This is a genomic window from Cupriavidus numazuensis, from assembly GCF_905397435.1.
Classification (GTDB): Bacteria; Pseudomonadota; Gammaproteobacteria; order Burkholderiales; family Burkholderiaceae; genus Cupriavidus; species Cupriavidus numazuensis.
In genome coordinates, this window is sequence record NZ_CAJPVI010000026.1 from 105,293 (window position 1) to 123,620 (window position 18,328).

Consider the following 18,328-nt stretch of genomic DNA (forward strand, 5'->3'; position numbering starts at 1 on the left):
GTTCCGAACGTTTCGAACGTTTCCCGCATTTCCTGAATCCGCATTGCCATGACTACCCTGAACGGAAAGACCGCGCTCGTGACCGGTTCCACGAGCGGCATCGGCCTGGGCATCGCCCGGGCGCTGGCCGAGGCCGGCGCCAACATCATGCTCAATGGCTTCGGCGACGTCGATGCCGCGCTCGACACCATCGGCGCCACGGGCGCACAGGTCGCGCACCACCCGGCTGACATGCGCAAGGCCGACGAGATCGGCGCCATGATCGCCATGGCCAACGAGCGCTTCGGCGCAGTGGACATCCTCGTCAATAACGCCGGCATCCAGCACGTATCGTCGATCGAGAGCTTCGATGCGCAGAAATGGGATGACATCATCGCCATCAACCTAAGTTCCGGCTTCCACACCACCCGCCATGTATTGCCCGGCATGCGGGCGCGCAACTGGGGCCGCATCGTCAATATCGCTTCGGTGCACGGGCTGGTCGGCTCGGCAGGCAAGTCGGCCTATGTGGCCGCCAAGCATGGGCTCGTCGGCCTGACCAAGGTGACGGCGCTGGAGACGGCCGGCACCGGCGTGACCTGTAACGCCATCTGCCCCGGGTTTGTGTTGACGCCGTTGGTGCAAAAGCAGATTGATGATCTCGCCACGCGCGAGGGCATCGCTACCGATGCGGCGCGGGCGCGCCTGCTCGGCGAGAAGCAGCCCTCGGGCCAGTTCGTGACGCCCGAGCAGTTGGGAGGGCTGGCGCTGATGTTGTGTTCGCCGCTGGCGGCCGAAGTACGTGGCGCCACGTGGGTGGCTGACGGAGGGTGGACGGCGCAGTAGTCGCCCGGGCCGGAAACGGCTTGCGCACCACATCCACGTCAACAGGCGCAAAAAGCCGGCGGTCACCGCCGGCTTTTTTGCTGACCAGAGCGGCCGGCCTGACGTTGTGCGCTCAGCTTGACTTCGGCTTGAGCAGCGCTCCCGCTTCCTGCAGGTTTTGCTGCGCGCGGTTGCCGATCACGGCCATCGCATCGGCCTGCGACTTGCGGGCCATCTCCGCCAGCTCGCGCATATTCTCCAGCGCCTGGTGCAGGGCCTTCTGCACGAACTCGTTCTGCTGCGTCATGGCCTCGGCCGGATTGGAGCCCGTGCTCATCTGTTGCGCGGCGGACTGGATCTGCTGCATAGCCTGGCCAAAGATCTCAGTCTGCTTCTGTATCAGCGCCTGCATGCCTTCATAGGCGAGCTTGTTGGCCTCGCCGAGCGCCTCGATATCCTTGCGCCGCGCTTCCATCACGGCGCTCATGTCCATGCCCGGAAGCTTGAATTGCTCAAACATCTTGGTGAAATCCGCGAAGGGGTTGGGAGGGGTTGTCATGCGGTCACTCCTTGTCATCAGGGGGAATCGGCGTGGCGGTGCATGCTGCATGTCTGTGAATACTCTAGATGGTGGACGGGCTGGGCGGCAAGGAATGGGATGATCTCCGGACGCAATTTCCGGGTCTGGCAGGCACACCCCACCATCGCCGGGTATTCGCAAAAACCCTAAAGTTTCGCCTTCCCGCTGCCGTTCCCATCCATAGCCCGCCACAGCCCCTGTCCAGGTCGGCGGGCCACGAGAGCGAAAGGCGGCGTCCGCGCGCCAGCACTTCGCCGTATCGAAGTCCAGATCAGGTAGAAGAAATAATGAAGAATTTCGGAATCGGGGTACGCCTCGGCATTGGCTTTGGCGTGGTGTTGGTGCTGTGCGCGTTGATGTCCGCGTTCGGCATCATGCGCCTGCAGCAGGTGGCGGAGCGCACGCATGACATGATGCAGCAGCCGCTGACCAAGGAGCGGCTGGTCAGCGACTGGTATCGGCTGATGCATACCAGCGTGCGCCGTACCACGGCGGTGGCCAAGAGCGCGGATCCGTCGCTCGGTGCGTTCTTCGCGAAGGAAACCAAAGCGTCGCTCGAAGGCATCGCCGCGCTGCGCGACAAGATGCAGCCGATGCTGACGTCCGAGGCCGAGAAGGCCGCGTTCGCGAAGATCCTGCAGGTGCGCGAGCCCTACAACGCGTCGCGCGACAAGATCACGAAGCTCAAGCAGGAAGGCCTGACCGAGGAAGCCAACGCGGTACTCGAGAAAGAGTTCGTGCCCGCCGGTGATGCCTACCTGGCCGAGATCCAGAAGCTGCTCGATATCCAGCGCACCAGCATCGATGCGACGGCTGCCGAGATCAACACCATCTACGTCAATGCGCGCAACAGCCTGATCATGCTGGGCGTGCTGGTGCTGGCCATCGGCGTCGCGTTTGCCGTGTGGCTGACGCGCGGGATTATCCGCCCGCTGGGCCACGCCGTCGATATCGCTCGCACCGTGGCGTCGGGCGACCTGACCAGCCGCATCCGCGTGGATAGCCAGGATGAGACCGGCCAGCTCCTGCATGCGCTGTCGGAGATGAATACCAACATCCTGCACATCGTGCGCGATGTGCGCACCGGCACCGAGGCCATTGCCTCCGGCACCAGCCAGATCGCCGTGGGCAACACGGACCTGTCGCAGCGTACGGAAGAGCAGGCGTCTTCGCTGCAGCAGACCGCGGCCAGCATGGAAGAGCTGACCAGCATCGTGCGCCAGAACGCGGACAATGCGAAGCAGGCCAGCGCGCTGGCCGTGAACGCATCGGAGATCGCGGCCAAGGGCGGCGACGTGGCCGACAAGGTGGCCGAGACCATGGAAGAGATCAACGGCGCGTCGAGGAAGGTGGTCGACATCATCGCCGTGATCGAAGGTATCGCGTTCCAGACCAATATCCTCGCGCTGAACGCCGCAGTGGAAGCTGCGCGCGCAGGCGAGCAGGGCCGTGGCTTTGCCGTGGTGGCGGGCGAGGTGCGCAGCCTGGCCCAGCGCAGCGCCACCGCTGCCAAGGAAATCAAGGCACTGATCGGCGATTCGGTCGACCGCGTGGAGAAGGGTTCGACCCTGGTGGCGCAGTCCGGCCAGACCATGCTGGAGATCGTCGAAGCGGTCAAGCGCGTGACGGACATCATGGGCGAGATCAGCGCGGCGTCGGCGGAGCAGAGTGCCGGCATCGAGCAGGTCAACCAGGCCGTGACGCAGATGGATTCCGTCACGCAGCAGAACGCCGCGCTGGTGGAAGAGGCTGCTGCCGCGGCCGGCTCGCTGGAGGAGCAGGCGCAGCGGCTCAAGCAGGCGGTGGCTACGTTTCGTATTGCGGCCTGACGCTGGCTGTTGTGTCCCCTCTCCCGCTTGCGGGAGAGGGGTTGGGGGAGAGGGCAGGCGCATGGCAAGCATCGTGACGCCTGACTTCGTGGAAGCGCCTGCCCTCTCCCCCGCCCCTCTCCCATAAATGGGAGAGGGGAGACAACACTTGCAGCTTTTCGCTTAGCGCGCCTTCAGGAGGTCACCGACTTCCAGCAACACCAGCTCATTGTCATCCGCACGGTTGGGCTCGCGGCTGCTGGAGAAGGGCAGGTTGTTATCGTTGCCCACGACGATGTGGGTGGCGTCCACCACGTCGACGTTCTCGATTGTGAAGAACGGGAAGGCCAGCACACCATCGGTCAGCGGCTTGCGTGCGAGGTGGTTCGGATCGGCAATGCGCAGCAGGTCGATATAGCCGATCTTGCGTACCGGCGCGCCGGCGTTCGCGTCGGTCAGTTCGATCTTGTAGATGCGCTTGAACTTCGCCACGTCGTCAAAGCAATCGCTGCGCTTCTGCCCGGCCGGGCAGGCCTTGTCAGGCGTGCCTTCGCCGTTGTCGCGCTCGATGATCAGGCCCGTGGTGGCGTCGATCATGTTGAAGTCGCCGATGGCGTGGTGGCCGGCTTCGAGCACGTATTTCCAGTGGCGGCCGGTCCAGGCACGCTGCTTCACGTCGAACTCCAGCACGCGCAGGTACGGCTTGCCGTCTTCCGACTCATAGGCGCGGCTGGCCTCGTTCCACAGTGCGCCTTCCAGCAGCGCATAGAGCTTGCTGCCATCCGGCGATGACGCCATGCCCTCGAAGCCCTTCGAGCGGCGCACCTCGAATTTCACAGTGCCGTCCGGCGCCCCGGGCGCGGTCACGGCCGGGTGGTCGGGCGAGCGTACCAGCTTGCCGTCCACCTTCGTCTCGAATACCGCCAGCACCTTGCCGTCCAGGTCGGCCTGGATCAGGAACGGGCCGAACTCGTCGCCGATCCACAGCGAGCCGCCGGCGAACTGGAAGCTCTCGGTGTCGAAGTCCGAACCGGTGAGGTAACGCGCCTTGCTGCCTTCGTGAACGATGCGGAACGGCACCTTCTTGTCCGGGTCATGCAGGAACACGGTCTTCAGGCGCTGGAACTTGCCGCTGGCGAAGTCGACCTTGTAGTGGTTCAGGTACAGCATGAAGTCCGGCGAATTGGCCTTGGCGCCCGCGCCGTTGTCCGTCAGTACCCAGAAGGTGCCATCGGCCATGCGCTTGATGCCGGAATGGCCCTGTGCAGGCTGGCCCTGGAACGGCAGCGATACGCCGGTCGGACGGCCGTTCGACTTGCCTTCCACGGTGCCCGGCACGTCAGCCCGCTGCGCGGTGGTGAACTTGCCGCTGAGATGCAGGTCAGCCGGTGCATCTTTCGGCACGGGCAGATAGGTCTGGGCTGGCAGCACGGCGTGGCCGGCCAGCGTGGCGGGATAGGCGGTCTGGGCTTGCAGCGACGGCGACAGGCCAAGACAGGCCAGCGCGATGGCGCTGGCCAGGACGGTTTGACGGAACATCGGGCGGGCTCCTTTGCCGGGATTTTCGGTAAGCACGGCAACACGCCGCGCAAGCAAAGCGCCCATTCTGGCGGCCCTGTTTTACAGATTTGTGATGCAGCCGCCGCAGCCAGGCCGTGGGCTGCCAGTGGCATGCCCGGCAAGGCTGCCGAAATTACCTGCCGTAGCGGCCTACAACACTGGCGCCGCCGCGGGCGTGGCCCTTGAGTGCGGTCATCAACTCGTCGCGGGTCAGGCCGGCTGGCAGGGCGCCCGGCTCCAGATCCGTGGCGACCACCGTCACGATGTAATGGTGCGGCACATCGCCGACGGGCGGGCAGGGTCCGCGGTACGCGGCTTCGCCGGAAATGTTCTTGCCGACGGTAATCCCGGCGCCATCCTTCTGTCCCTCGCCCTGCTTGAGATGGCCGCGGTCCGCGGCGATGTTGTAGGCGACCCAGTGCGAAACGCCCAGCCCCATGGCGCCATCCGGATCGAACATGAAGATCGCCACGGATTTCGTTCCGGCAGGCAGGCCCGACCATGCCACGGGCGGCGAAACGCCCTGACCGCCGCAATTGGGGGGCGTGTTGCCAGCATGGGCGGCCGGAATGACGGCGTTTTCGGAGAATGCGCTCGACGATACGGTCATCGGAGCGGCAGTGACCATCGAGGTGCAGGCCAGACACAGCGCTGCCACGGTGCCACAGAGCAAGAGGGTCGCTTTCATAGGGATTTCCGTTCGGTTTGACGGGCGGGATTGTCCGCGTCGACTCCAATACGGTAGGACGGAATCCGCAAAATGCCTAGAACGTTGCCTGCCCACTGGAGGCAATGCCTATGCCATGGCAAAACGCCTGCGCAGCACGCGGGTGGCATTGGCCAGCGTGCCATCGGACACCTCGACCACCTCGCGCAGATAGTCCTCGCTGGCATCCAGCAGTGCCGCATACATATCACGGCACAGGTCTCGCGCCGTGCGGCCGGGCCAGTCCGCAGGCAGCAGCTGTTCCGGCAGGTTCGGGTCGCGCAACAGCACGCGGCGGTATTCGTGCAGCAGCAGCGTGCGTACGAAGAAAGCGTCGGCCGGCGTCATGGCATGTGCGTCGGCCAGCACGGGCGAGAAGCGGCGCAGCAGCGCCTGCCACGCGGACGCCACGTCACCGAGCTTGAAAGTCTGGTGCATCAGCGCCTGCAGCGGGCGGATCGAGAACGCCTCGAGGCTGGTCGCTTCCATCACCGCGACGAAGTCCTCTGCATGTGCCGCGCGGATGATCTCGCGCAGCGAGCCCGCATCGGCGTTCGGATGCGCATACACGCCCAGCGCGATCGCGCCGAACCCTTCCCACAGCAATTCGCGCTTGAGCCGCTGGCGGATGGTGGCACGTGCGTCGCCGCGCACGAATGCCAGCGTCCAGCGGCCGTCCCAGTCGGGTGCATCGCCGGCGTAGATGCGCTTGCCGGCATGCAGGCAGCGCTGCAGGCCGGCTTCCGACAAGCCGTAATAGCTGCGCCGCCCGATGCGCGTGGCGTTGAGCCAGTCGTCGGCCGTCAGCCGGAACGTCGCGGTGCGCACCAGCCGGTCGTTGATGCCGAACGGCTCGGCCAGGCGGATCAGGCTGCCCAGCCACAGCGCCTGCGGCCGCGGCGCGACCACATCGCCGAACAGCGTCACGAGCATCGAATTGGCGCCGAGCTTGAGGCCGCGAGCGAGCCGAGCGACCTGCGGGGAAACTGGTTCTATCGCCGAACGGGTGACCATGCATGCACCTCAAAGTGATCCCGAAAGTGATACACAAACGTCGATTGTTTGAATCAAATTGTATCACTATCATCCATTGCAACCGAATGATTTGACGCAGGTCAAGACCCTACAAAGCGGAGTACTGCATGTACGCACAGTTGGTGGATACCGGGGCAACGAGGCTCCGCGCGATGGAAGACATGGACCCGCAGGAGCGCGAGTTCCAGGCACGCGTGGATGCCGGCATCAAGATCGAAGCCAAGGACTGGATGCCCGAGGCCTACCGCAAGACCCTGATCCGCCAGATCTCGCAGCACGCGCATTCGGAGATCGTCGGCCAGCTGCCCGAAGGCAACTGGGTCACACGCGCGCCGACGCTCGAACGCAAGGCCGTGCTGCTGGCCAAGATCCAGGACGAAGCGGGCCACGGCCTCTACCTGTACAGCGCCGCCGAAACGCTCGGTGCCTCGCGCGACGAACTGCTGGGCGACCTGCACTCCGGCAAGGCCAAGTATTCGAGCATCTTCAACTACCCGACGCTGAGCTGGGCTGACATCGGCGCGATCGGCTGGCTGGTCGACGGCTCGGCCATCATCAACCAGGTGCCGCTGTGCCGCTGCTCGTTCGGCCCGTATGCGCGTGCCATGGTGCGCGTGTGCAAGGAAGAATCGTTCCACCAGCGCCAGGGCTACGACATCCTGCTCAAGCTGTGCCAGGGCACGGCCGAGCAGAAGCAGATGGCGCAGGACGCGTTGAACCGCTGGTGGTGGCCCGCGCTGATGATGTTCGGCCCGTCCGACGCGGATTCGCCCAACAGCGCGCAGTCGATGCAATGGCGCATCAAGCTGTTCTCCAACGACGAGCTGCGCCAGAAGATGGTCGACCAGACCGTGCCGCAGGCCGAATACCTTGGCCTGATCATTCCCGATCCGGATCTCAAGTGGAACGAGGAACGCGGCCACTACGATTTCGGCGCGATCCACTGGGACGAGTTCTACAACGTCCTGCGCGGCAACGGCCCGTGCAACCGCGACCGCCTGCGCACGCGCGTCAAGGCCTGGGACGACGGCGCCTGGTTCCGTGAAGCGCTGGTGGCTCACGCCGACAAGCCAGAGCGCGCCGCCGCCTGAATCTACGGCGCGCCCGCGCCGACAACCCCGCAAAACTGACAGGAGAGTTGCCATGAAAGAGTGGCCGCTTTGGGAGATCTTTATCCGCAGCCAGCACGGCCTGGCCCACAAGCACGTGGGCAGCCTGCATGCGCCGGACGGCGAAATGGCGATCAACCATGCACGCGACGTCTACACGCGCCGCAATGAAGGCGTCAGCGTCTGGGTCGTGAAGGCCGCCGACGTCGTCGCCAGCAGCCCCGGCGACAAGGGCCCGCTGTTCGAGCCCGCCAACAGCAAGGTCTACCGCCACCCCACCTTCTTCCCGATGCCGGAAGAGGTCAAGCACATCTGAATTCCAGGCGCGAGGACGCATCCACCATGGACCAACACAAGTTCGAATATCTGCAGCGCCTGGGCGATACCACGCTGGTGCTCGGCCAGCGCCTGTCGGAATGGTGCGGCCGCGGCCCCGCGCTGGAAGAGGACATTGCGCTGACCAACGTCGCGCTGGATCTCGTCGGCCAGACCCGCCTGTGGCTCGGCTACGCGGCCGAAGTCGAAGGCGCGGGCCGTGACGCGGATCAGCTTGCCTACCTGCGCGACGCGCACCAGTTCCGCAACCTGCTGCTGGTGGAACAGCCCAACGGCAGCTACGCCGACACACTGGCCCGCCAGTTCCTGTTCGATACCTGGCATTACTTCCTGCTGGAGCGGCTGCAGCACTCGACCGATGCGCGCATTGCCGAGATCGCCGCCAAGTCGCTGAAGGAAGTGACCTACCACGTGCGCCGAAGTGCGGATCTCGTTGTTCGCCTTGGTGATGGCACCGAAGAAAGCCATCGACGCATGCAGGATGCCTTCGACGACCTGTGGATGTTCACCGGCGAACTGTTCGAGTCCGATGGCGCCGATGCGGAGTTGGTCGCGCAGGGCGTTGTGGTGGATCCGGCGACACTGGCCGAACCGTGGCGGCGCCACGTCAGCGAGGTACTGGAAGAAGCCACGCTGCGCGTCCCGGCCGGTAACTGGTCGCAGACCGGCGGCCGCCAGGGCCGCCATACCGAACACCTCGGCTACCTGCTGGCCGAGATGCAGTTCCTGCAGCGCGCCTATCCCGGCGCCCAGTGGTGAGCGCCATGTCAGCGCAAGTGTTGGAACGCGCCAGCGTTGCACAGGTCTGGGACTGGCTGGAGCAGGTGCCGGACCCGGAGATCCCGGTGATTTCCGTCGTCGACCTCGGCATCGTGCGCGACGTGGCATGGATCGACGATGCCTGCGTGATCACCATCACGCCGACGTACTCGGGCTGCCCGGCCATGACGGTGATCCGCGACGACATCGAACGCGTGCTGGGTGCGCAGGGCATCGACCGCATCCGCGTGCAGACGCGCCTGGCGCCGGCCTGGACCACCGACTGGATGAGCCCGCGCGGCAAGGCCAGCCTGTCCGGCTACGGCATTGCGCCGCCCGCGCAGCAGGTGATCGACATCAGCGGCATCAGCCGCAAGGCGTCGCCGGCGTTGGTGGTGGCCTGTCCGCACTGCGGGTCGCGCCACACACGCCTGGTCAGCCAGTTCGGCTCGACCGCCTGCAAGGCCCTGTACCGCTGCGGCGACTGCAAGGAACCGTTCGACTATTTCAAGGCCCATTGAGCCGCCCGGAGCCGCAGAATGAGCAAATTCCATGAACTGACCGTCGCCAGCGTGACGCGCGAAACGCGCGATGCCGTGGCGGTGACTTTCGCGGTGCCGGACGATCTGGCCGATACGTACCGCTACGTGCAGGGCCAGCACCTGACGCTGCGTGCCGGCATCGGCGGCGAGGACGTGCGCCGCTCGTACTCGATCTGCTCGGCGGTGCAGGACCGGCGCCTGCGTGTCGCCATCAAGCGCGTGGATGGCGGCATGTTCTCCAACTGGGCCAACGATGCGCTGCAACCGGGCATGACGCTCGAAGTCATGCCGCCGTCCGGGCATTTCCACGTGCCGCTGGCAGAAACGCACAGCAAGCACTACGTGGCGTTCGCCGCCGGCAGCGGCATCACGCCGATGCTGTCGATCATCAAGACCACGCTGATGACCGAGCCGGACAGCCGTTTCACGCTGTTCTACGGCAACCGCGCATCGTCGTCGGTGCTGTTCAAGGAAGAGCTCGAAGATCTGAAGGACACGTACCTCGAACGCTTCAACCTCGTCTTTATCCTGAGCCGCGAACAGCTCGACATCGACCTGTTCAACGGCCGCATCGACGGCGAGAAGGTGCGCGCGCTGCTGCGCCACTGGGTACGCCCGCAGGACATCGACGTGGCCTTTATTTGCGGCCCGCATTCGATGATGGAAGAGGTGTCGCAGGCGCTGCAGGAAAGCGGCGTGGACAAGGCGCGCATCAAGCGCGAGCTGTTCGCCACCAGCATTCCCGCGGCACGGCCGGCGGCGCATGCGCACAAGCAGGTGGGCCAGCAGCAGTGCGAGGTCACCGTGATCCAGGATGGCCGCACGCGCCAGTTCACGCTGGAGAAGAACAAGGAAACCATCCTCGACGCCGCGCTGGCGCAGGGGATCGAGCTGCCTTACTCGTGCAAGGGCGGGGTCTGTTCCACGTGCCGCTGCAAGCGCATCGAAGGCGAGGTCGACATGGACGTCAACTTCGCGCTCGAAGACTACGAAGTGGCGCGCGGCTTCATCCTGAGCTGCCAGAGCTACGCCGTCACCGACAAGCTGGTGATCGATTTCGACCAGGAAACCTGAGCGGTTCCCGGTATCCATTCAAGCCATTCAAGCAAACGTTTCCCCGGAGCAAGCCGTGTCCCATCCGTTTTTCACGCGTCACCAGGCGCTGCTGGACCAAGCCACCCGAGCCATCGCCGAGCGCGGCTACTGGAGCCCGTTCCCCGAAATGCCGAGCCCCAAGGCCTATGGCGAGACCGCCAACGCCGACGGCAAGGCCGCTTTCGAGGCGCGGCTGAACAAGCCTTTCGCGCTGACGCAGCCGGGCACGGTCGGCCAGGCCGGCAAGGAAGTCTCGCCCTACGGCACCGAGCTGGGCGTTACCTATCCGAAGCCTGATCTCGACCAGCTTTTCGCCGGCGTGGCGCAAGGCATACCCGCATGGCGCAAGGCTGGCCCGGAGGCATGGGTTGGCGTGTCGCTCGAGATCCTGCATCGCCTGAACCGCCGCAGCTTCGAGATTGCGTACGCAGTCATGCACACCACCGGCCAGGCCTTCATGATGGCCTTCCAGGCCGGCGGCCCGCACGCGCAGGACCGCGGCCTGGAAGCCGTGGCCTATGCGTGGGACGAGATGCGCCGCATCCCCAAGCGTGCAGTGTGGGAGAAGCCGCAAGGCAAGAACGAGCCGCTGCGCATGGAAAAGCAGTACACCGTGGTGCCGCGTGGTGTCGGCCTGGTGATCGGCTGCTGCACGTTCCCGACGTGGAACGGATACCCGGGCCTGTTCGCGAGCCTTGCCACCGGCAACGCCGTGGTGGTCAAGCCGCACCCGGGCGCGATCCTGCCGCTGGCGATCACTGTGGAAGTTGCACGTGAAGTCCTGCAGGAAGCGGGCTTCGATCCGAACCTCGTCACGCTGGTCGCCAATGACCCGACCGAGCGCATGGCATCGACGCTCGCGCTGCGTCCGGAAGTGCGGCTGATCGATTTCACCGGCAGCACCGCCAACGGCGACTGGCTTGAGCGCAATGCGCACCAGGCGCAGGTGTACACAGAGAAGGCCGGCGTGAACCAGATCGTCATCGACTCGACCAGCGACTTCAAGGGCATGGTGCGCAATATCGCGTTCTCGCTCGCGCTGTACTCGGGCCAGATGTGCACGGCGCCGCAGAACATCTACGTGCCGAAGGGCGGCATCGACACGCCGGAAGGGCACCTGAGCTTCGATCAGGTCGCCAGCGCGATCGGCGAAGCTGTGGGCAAGCTGACGGGCGATGCGGCCAAGGCCGTGGAACTGATCGGCGCGATCCAGAATGATGGCGTGGTGCAGCGTATCGAAGCATCGCGCTCGCTGGGCGAGATCGTCATCGACAGCCGCGTGCTGCAGCATCCGGAATTCCCCGGTGCCCGTATCCATACGCCGCTGGTGCTCAAGGTCGATGCGAGCGATGAAGGCAAGATCATGCAGGAGCTGTTCGGTCCGATCTCGTTCGTGGTCGCCACCGAAGACACCGCGCACAGCATTGACCTGGCCCGCCGCGGCGCGAAGGAGCACGGCGCGCTGACGCTGTCCGCCTACACCACCAACGATGGCGTGGCCGATGCCATTAGCGATGCTGCGGAAGACGCCGGCGTGGCGCTGTCGTTCAACCTGACCGGCGCCGTGTTCGTCAACCAGTCGGCGGCGTTCAGCGACTTCCACGCCACCGGCGCCAACCCCGCCGCCAACGCGTCGCTGTCCGACGCGGCATTCGTGGCCAACCGTTTCCGCGTGGTGCAGAGCCGCAAGCACATCTGACCCTTCCCGAGCTTTGCCCGCAGTACCGTAGCCCACGCGCCGGCCCCCCATGCACGCGGCGCCATGATAATGATGGAGTAGACAATGGTTCAACGCACTTCCCACCCCGACGAGCTGGAGCCGATCGAGCGCGCCAGCCGCGATGAACTGCAGGCGCTGCAGCTGGAACGGCTCAAATGGAGCGTGCGCCATGCCTATGACAACGTGCCGCATTACCGCAAGGCGTTCGACGCGGCGGGCGTGCATCCGGATGACCTGAAGTCGCTGTCGGACCTGTCGAAGTTCCCGTTCCTGGCCAAGCAGGACCTGCGCGACAACTACCCGTTCGGCATGTTCGCCGTGCCTCGCGAAAAAGTGGCGCGCGTGCATGCATCGAGCGGCACCACGGGCAAGCCGACCGTGGTCGGCTACACCGCGCGCGATATCGACACGTGGGCCAGCGTGGTGGCGCGATCGATCCGTGCGGCGGGCGGACGTCCGGGCGATCTCGTACACGTGAGCTACGGCTACGGCCTGTTCACCGGCGGCCTCGGCGCGCACTACGGTGCTGAGAAGGCGGGTTGCACGGTCATCCCGATGTCGGGCGGCCAGACCGAGAAGCAGGTACAGCTGATCCGCGAGTTCCAGCCGAACATCATCATGGTGACGCCGTCGTACATGCTGAACCTGATCGAGGAGATGATGCGCCAGGGCATGGACCCGGCCGAAAGCTCGCTGAAGGTCGGCATCTTCGGCGCCGAGCCGTGGACCGATGCGATGCGTGCGGAGATCGAAGCGCGCGCGGGCATCGACGCAGTGGACATCTACGGCCTGTCGGAAGTCATGGGCCCGGGCGTGGCCTGCGAATGCATTGAAAGCAAGGACGGCCCGGTGATCTGGGAAGACCACTTCTACGCCGAGATCATCGACCCGGTGACCGGCGAAGTGCTGCCGGACGGCGAGGAGGGCGAACTGGTGTTCACTTCGCTGACGAAGGAAGCGCTGCCGGTGATCCGCTACCGCACGCGCGACCTCACGCGGCTGCTGCCGCCGACATCGCGCTCCATGCGCCGCATCGGCAAGATCACGGGCCGTTCGGACGACATGCTGATCATCCGTGGCGTGAACGTGTTCCCGTCGCAGATCGAGGAACTGATCCTCAAGGCGCCCGCGCTGGCGCCGCAGTACCAGCTCGTCGTCACGCGCGACGGCCATCTGGACAAGCTGGAGGTACGCGTCGAGGCGCGTCCGCAGCCGTCCGGCCTGAGCGGCAATGATCGCGCAGCACTGGAGCAGCAGCTCAAGGAGCAGATCAAGACCTACGTCGGCGTGACCACGCGCGTGCAGGTGCTCGATGCCGAAGGGATCGAACGCACCAGCGTGGGCAAGGCACGGCGCGTGCTGGATATGCGGCCGAAAGTTACGCATGAGCAGCCGGTCGGGGCGATCTGACAGCCTGATCTGACAGACACCCCAGGCATACAGACGGTTTGCTCCCTCTCCCGCTTGCGGGAGAGGGTTGGGGAGAGGGCAGGCGCTACCACGAGGTGAAACGCTTCGGCATAGCGACGTCCTGCCCTCTCCCCCGACCCCTCTCCCGCAAGCGGGAGAGGGGAGCAAACAAGCGGAAGCAAACAAGCCACCAATACAACACCCGATGGCGCCCGCCAAGAGGCGCCACGGCCCCCCTCGCGCCAAAGGAGACCGCATGGACGCGCAACAACTGGAACTGGAGACCCTCCAGCAACACCCCGATTTCATCCGGCTGGCCAGCAGGCGCGCACGCCTGGGCTGGTCGCTCACGGTGGTGATGCTGGCCATCTATTTCGGCTTCATCCTGCTGCTGGCGTTCGCGCCGGCCACGCTGGGCACGCCGCTTGGCGGCGGCGTCATGACGGTCGGCATCCCGGTCGGCGTGGGCATCATCGTGGCGGCCGTCGTGCTGACCGCTGTCTACGTGCGCCGGGCCAATACCGAACTGGACCCGATCAACGAACGCCTGCGCAAGGAGTGCCAAGCATGAAGCCAACTCTCCGTCATCTGTCCCTGGTCATCATGGTCCTTGCCAGCAGCGCCGCGCTGGCCGCGCCCGCGATCCAGGGCGAAGTCACACGCCGGCCCCTGAACTGGAGCGCCATCGTGATGTTCATGCTGTTCGTGCTGTTCACGCTCGGCATTACGCGCTGGGCTGCGCGGCGCACGAAGTCAGCGTCGGACTTCTATGCGGCCGGCGGCGGCCTGACCGGCTTCCAGAACGGGCTGGCGATTGCCGGCGACATGGTCTCGGCCGCATCGTTCCTCGGCATCTCGGCGATGATGTTCGACAAGGGCTATGACGGGCTGATCTACGCGCTCGGCGTGGTCGCCGGCTGGCCCATCATCCTGTTCATCGTGGCCGAGCGGCTGCGCAACCTGGGCCGCTATACGTTTGCCGATGTGGTGTCGTACCGTTTGTCGCAGAAGCCCGTGCGCATCACGGCCGCATTCGGCACGCTGACCGTCGTGATCATGTATCTGGTCGCGCAGATGGTTGGGGCCGGCAAGCTGATCGAGCTGCTGTTCGGCACCAGCTATGAATCGGCCGTGGTGGTCGTCGGCCTGCTGATGGTGCTGTACGTGCTGTTCGGCGGCATGCTGGCGACGACATGGGTGCAGATCATCAAGGCCGTGCTGCTGCTGGGCGGTGTCACGTTCATGGCGGTCATGGTGCTGGCGTACTTCAACTACAGCCCCGAAGCGATGTTCGCGGGCGCGGCGAAGGTGCATGACAAGGGTCTTGCCATCCTGTCGCCGGGCGGCCTCGTGTCGAACCCGATCGACGCCATTTCGCTGGGCGTGGGCATGATGTTCGGCACGGCCGGGCTGCCGCATATCCTGATGCGCTTCTTCACGGTCGCGGATGCCCGTGAAGCCCGCAAGTCTGTGCTGTACGCGACCGGTTTCATCGGCTACTTCTACGTGCTGATCCTCGTGGTGGGCTTTGGTGCCATCGTCATGGTGGGCAGCGATCCCGCCTACCGCGATGCCGCGGGCAAGCTGATCGGCGGCAGCAATATGGTGGCCGTGCATCTCGCGCATGCGATCGGCGGTGACTTGTTCCTCGGCTTCATCTCGGCGGTGGCGTTCGCGACCATCCTCGCGGTGGTGGCGGGCCTCGCGCTGTCGGGGGCCTCGGCGGTGTCGCACGACTTGTACGCCAACGTGTTCCGCAAAGGGCAGGCGAACGAGAAGGACGAGATTCGCGTCTCGAAAGCGGCCACGCTGGTCATCGGCCTGCTGGCGATGGTGCTCGGCGTGCTGTTCGAGAAGCAGAACATCGCCTTCCTGTCCGGGCTGGTGCTGGCCATCGCGGCTTCGGTCAACTTCCCGGTGCTGTTCCTGTCGATGTTCTGGAAGGGACTGACCACGAAGGGCGCTGTTGCGGGAAGCCTCGCGGGACTCGCGTCGGCGGTGGCGCTGCTGGTGCTGGGCCCCACAGTGTGGGTCGGCCTGCTGCACCATGACAAGCCGATCTTCCCGTATGCGAATCCTGCGTTGTTCTCAATGACGCTTGCATTCGTCTCTGCGTGGCTCGTGTCAGTACTCGACAATTCGGCGCAGGCTACTGCGGAGCGACGCCGGTTTGGCGCGCAGTTCGTGCGGTCGATGACGGGGATTGGAGCTGCGGGGGCGTCGCAGCATTGACGGGGAGGGCCGGTCCAGCCGGCCCTGTTTCGTGTCGCTCAGTTTGACGCGCTGACGAGATCGGTCGACACCGCCACCGCGTGCCACGCCTCCAGTTCCTCTGCAACACTGCGGTTCTTCGCCGTAATCCTGGCCACCGTATCGGAACCCAGCGGCAGCCGCACCGGCGGCGTCTTGCTGTCCGCCAGCGTCAGCAGTGCGGCCGCCAGCTTGGTCGGATCGCCGGGCTGCTGGTGATTGGCCGATGCCATATGCCCGCGCATCGCGCCCACGGTCTCCGCATACTCGGCAATCTCGCTACCCACGCGCACCAGCGAGCTGGCATCGAGGAAATCGGTGCGGAAGAAGCCCGGCTCGACCACCGTCGCATGCACACCGAGCGGAGCAAGTTCCGCGGCCAGTGCCTCGGTCAGGCCTTCCACCGCGAACTTGGTGGCGCCGTAGACGCCCCAGCCTGGATAGGCCGCATAGCCGCCGACCGACGACATATTCATGATGTGGCCGCTGCGCTGACGGCGCATATGCGGCAGCACCGCGCGCGTCACGCCCAGCAGGCCGAACACATTGGTGGCGAACTGGTTCTGCACTTCCTCGCGCGATGCCTCTTCGACCGCACCAAGAAGGCCGTAGCCAGCGTTGTTGACGAGCACGTCGATGCGGCCGAAGCGGGCCACGGCGGCGTCGGCAGCGGCAATGGCTTGCTCGTCGCTGTTGACGTCGAGGGCCACGGCCAGCAGGCGCTCGTGGTCACCCAGCACATCGATGATGGCTTGCGGGCGGCGCGCCGTGGCGACCACGCTGTCGCCGCGGGCCAGCGCGGCACGCGCAATCTCCAGCCCGAAGCCGCGCGAAGCGCCGGTGATGAACCAGACCTTTCCAGTGTTGGCGGAAGCGGCGGTGTTGGTGATGTTTGACATGGTAAGTCTCCTTGCGGTGGGTTTCGGTAGCGATGGCGTTGGCCACGAGACAAATTTAGGTCAACACAAAAGCTTCCAGTAGAGCGACCAATGGCGTTTCACTGGCAACCAGTAGTTGTTAATCGGTTCGCATGCCGACTCGCCCTGCATTCGCCCGATTCGATTGAGCAAAGCTCAACCGTGTGGCAGACTCGCCGGCATGGATCGACTTCCCCCTCTCAACGCCCTGCGGGCCTTCGAAGCGGCTGCCCGTCACCTGAGCATCACGGTAGCAGCGGAGGAGCTGCACGTGACGCCCGGCGCCGTCAGCCGCCAGATCCGCTCGCTGGAAGACGGGCTTGGCGTGCAATTGCTGCACCGCGGTCATCGCCAGATCACGCTGACCCGTACTGGCGAGGACTACTACCGCGCCGTGACGCGGGCCATGGATGACCTGCGCGAAGCGACGCGCCGCCTCGGCAAGCGCGCCAAACGCAAGCAGCTCAAGGTGCGTGCTTACACGACCTTTGCGATGCGCTGGCTGATTCCGCGGCTGTCGAGCTTTCATGCGGCGAATCCGGGTATCGAGGTGCTGCTGACCGCTACGCTCGACCCGGTCGATTTTCGCAAGGAGGACATCGACGGGGCGATCCGGCTTGGCGATGGGAAGTGGCCGGGCGTGAATGCCTACCGGCTGGTTTCCAACGTGCTGGTGCCCGTGTGCAGTCCTGCGCTGATGGCAGGGTCGCGCAAGGTCAGGAAGCCTGCGGATTTGCAGGACCACACGCTGCTGCATTCCGTGGCCAGGCCGGATGACTGGGCGCACTGGCTGCGCGCGGCTGGGGCGGATCGGGACGTCGATATTCGCGGTGGCATGACCTACCAGAGTTCGGCCATGGCCTATGCGGCGGCAATCGAAGGGCTTGGATTTGCCATTGCGCAGCGCTTCCTGGTGACCGGAGACCTGGCCGCGGGCACGCTGGTCGCGCCATTCCGCCAGGAGGTCGACATGGGGGATTTCACTTACTACCTGTTGATCCCGGCAGACCGCCGGGAAAGCCCGAGCATGGCGACGTTTCGTACGTGGTTGTTGGAGCAGTTTGAAGCGCAGGGTTGAGGTTTCTGGTTCATTCGTTGGGTGGTCGTTCTTGGCATGCGCTGCTGTTTCGCCGGCGTAGCCGGCGGGGGGGTCTGTGGTTAGAGTTGGGTTATCGCTCTTGGCAGGCGCGGCTGTTTCGCCGGCGTAGCCGGCGACCTACTTTTACCCGAGCGGTAAAAGTAGGCAAAAGCGCGTTTACGTGGTCAATCCAAGGCTCGATGCCGTTGTTGCATCAGAGGTCCGCTGGACTGCCTGCCGCGTAGATGATTAGGATGGGACAGCGCATACGAGCGAACCCGGATTACGGAGTGGTCCCTACTAATATCGCCTTCACGGGGACGCCTACGGCTGCGCTACGCGCGGTTCGGAGTAAGACCGCCAAGGTCTAGTCCGAAGCTCGCCTCGGTAACGAAGCCTTGGGCGCATTGCATGCGCGTAGAGACAGAAAATCAGGAACTGGAACTGGAACTGGAATCGGAACTCGTGCGCCAGCTACGTTGATGAGATCGCACCCAGACGACGACGTGCGCGCAGCGCAGCCGAAGGCGTCCCACCACTGACCTGGTTGAAACGCTGTACCCGAGTCCGTCTTGGGGATCGTCCAAAAGTCGTGCCGCGCCAGGCACAGGTTCTGACT

General features: G+C 65.0%; 17 protein-coding genes. 12 read left to right on the forward strand and 5 right to left on the reverse strand.

The features are described 5' to 3' along the window. The first annotated feature begins 48 nt into the window (after positions 1-48). Entirely contained in the window at positions 49-825 is a 777-nt protein-coding gene (locus tag KHO41_RS20850) for a 3-hydroxybutyrate dehydrogenase (protein ID WP_211955189.1), read from the forward strand. Between the two features lie 112 nt (positions 826-937). On the opposite strand, the gene KHO41_RS20855 is transcribed toward KHO41_RS20850, so the two are convergent. Continuing rightward, the gene (locus tag KHO41_RS20855) at positions 938-1,363 is read right to left on the reverse strand and encodes a phasin family protein (RefSeq protein ID WP_211955190.1); all 426 of its coding nucleotides are present in this window, start codon (positions 1,361-1,363) and stop codon (positions 938-940) included. A gap of 308 nt (positions 1,364-1,671) precedes the next feature. Here KHO41_RS20855 and KHO41_RS20860 point away from each other — a divergent pair, with 308 nt between their 5' ends. Next, a complete protein-coding gene (locus KHO41_RS20860; RefSeq protein ID WP_211955191.1) occupies positions 1,672-3,213 on the forward strand; it encodes a methyl-accepting chemotaxis protein in 1,542 nt (513 codons plus the stop codon). Positions 3,214-3,375: 162 nt separating this feature from the next. Here the strand turns inward: KHO41_RS20860 and KHO41_RS20865 are convergent, their stop codons facing one another. From KHO41_RS20865 to paaX, 3 genes are all read right to left on the reverse strand, one after another. Next, on the reverse strand, positions 3,376-4,731 hold the full coding sequence (locus tag KHO41_RS20865) for an esterase-like activity of phytase family protein (RefSeq protein WP_211955192.1): 1,356 nt from the start codon (positions 4,729-4,731) through the stop codon (positions 3,376-3,378). 154 nt (positions 4,732-4,885) lie between these two features. Further along, positions 4,886-5,440 carry a YbhB/YbcL family Raf kinase inhibitor-like protein gene (locus KHO41_RS20870; RefSeq protein WP_211955193.1) on the reverse strand — a complete coding sequence of 185 codons (555 nt, stop codon included), beginning with the start codon at positions 5,438-5,440 and terminating at the stop codon, positions 4,886-4,888. A 108-nt stretch (positions 5,441-5,548) separates the two neighbouring features. Beyond that, on the reverse strand, positions 5,549-6,472 hold the full coding sequence (gene paaX, locus KHO41_RS20875) for a phenylacetic acid degradation operon negative regulatory protein PaaX (RefSeq protein WP_211955194.1): 924 nt from the start codon (positions 6,470-6,472) through the stop codon (positions 5,549-5,551). 128 nt (positions 6,473-6,600) lie between these two features. Here paaX and paaA point away from each other — a divergent pair, with 128 nt between their 5' ends. The 9 genes from paaA (at position 6,601) to KHO41_RS20920 (ending at position 15,696) form a co-directional block, all read left to right on the forward strand. Then, positions 6,601-7,584, forward strand: a complete 984-nt coding sequence (gene paaA / locus KHO41_RS20880) for a 1,2-phenylacetyl-CoA epoxidase subunit PaaA (RefSeq protein WP_211955195.1) — start codon at positions 6,601-6,603, stop codon at positions 7,582-7,584. Between the two features lie 52 nt (positions 7,585-7,636). After that, a complete protein-coding gene (gene paaB / locus KHO41_RS20885) occupies positions 7,637-7,918 on the forward strand; it encodes a 1,2-phenylacetyl-CoA epoxidase subunit PaaB (RefSeq protein ID WP_011299861.1) in 282 nt (93 codons plus the stop codon). Between the two features lie 26 nt (positions 7,919-7,944). Further along, positions 7,945-8,697 (forward strand): 1,2-phenylacetyl-CoA epoxidase subunit PaaC, encoded by a 753-nt coding sequence (gene paaC, locus KHO41_RS20890; protein ID WP_211955196.1) that lies wholly within the window; start codon positions 7,945-7,947, stop codon positions 8,695-8,697. Positions 8,698-8,702: 5 nt separating this feature from the next. After that, positions 8,703-9,218: a 1,2-phenylacetyl-CoA epoxidase subunit PaaD gene (paaD, locus tag KHO41_RS20895; RefSeq protein ID WP_211955197.1), complete on the forward strand. Its 516-nt coding sequence runs from the start codon at positions 8,703-8,705 to the stop codon at positions 9,216-9,218. Between the two features lie 18 nt (positions 9,219-9,236). Then, positions 9,237-10,313, forward strand: coding sequence for a 1,2-phenylacetyl-CoA epoxidase subunit PaaE (paaE, locus tag KHO41_RS20900; protein WP_211955198.1), 1,077 nt, complete (start codon positions 9,237-9,239; stop codon positions 10,311-10,313). 55 nt (positions 10,314-10,368) lie between these two features. Then, entirely contained in the window at positions 10,369-12,033 is a 1,665-nt protein-coding gene (gene paaN / locus KHO41_RS20905; RefSeq protein WP_211955199.1) for a phenylacetic acid degradation protein PaaN, read from the forward strand. Positions 12,034-12,117: 84 nt separating this feature from the next. Then, on the forward strand, positions 12,118-13,464 hold the full coding sequence (gene paaK / locus KHO41_RS20910; protein WP_211955200.1) for a phenylacetate--CoA ligase PaaK: 1,347 nt from the start codon (positions 12,118-12,120) through the stop codon (positions 13,462-13,464). Positions 13,465-13,720: 256 nt separating this feature from the next. Further along, positions 13,721-14,035: a DUF485 domain-containing protein gene (locus KHO41_RS20915; RefSeq protein ID WP_211955201.1), complete on the forward strand. Its 315-nt coding sequence runs from the start codon at positions 13,721-13,723 to the stop codon at positions 14,033-14,035. Next, a complete protein-coding gene (locus KHO41_RS20920; RefSeq protein WP_211955202.1) occupies positions 14,032-15,696 on the forward strand; it encodes a cation acetate symporter in 1,665 nt (554 codons plus the stop codon). Before KHO41_RS20915 ends, KHO41_RS20920 begins: the two co-directional genes overlap by 4 nt. Before the next feature lie 38 nt (positions 15,697-15,734). Here the strand turns inward: KHO41_RS20920 and KHO41_RS20925 are convergent, their stop codons facing one another. Then, positions 15,735-16,613: an oxidoreductase gene (locus KHO41_RS20925; RefSeq protein ID WP_211955203.1), complete on the reverse strand. Its 879-nt coding sequence runs from the start codon at positions 16,611-16,613 to the stop codon at positions 15,735-15,737. Positions 16,614-16,812: 199 nt separating this feature from the next. On the opposite strand from KHO41_RS20925, the gene gcvA reads away from it, so the two are divergent. Next, complete coding sequence (gcvA, locus tag KHO41_RS20930; protein ID WP_211955204.1) at positions 16,813-17,709, forward strand: transcriptional regulator GcvA; 897 nt, start codon at positions 16,813-16,815, stop codon at positions 17,707-17,709. Positions 17,710-18,328 lie beyond the last annotated feature (619 nt).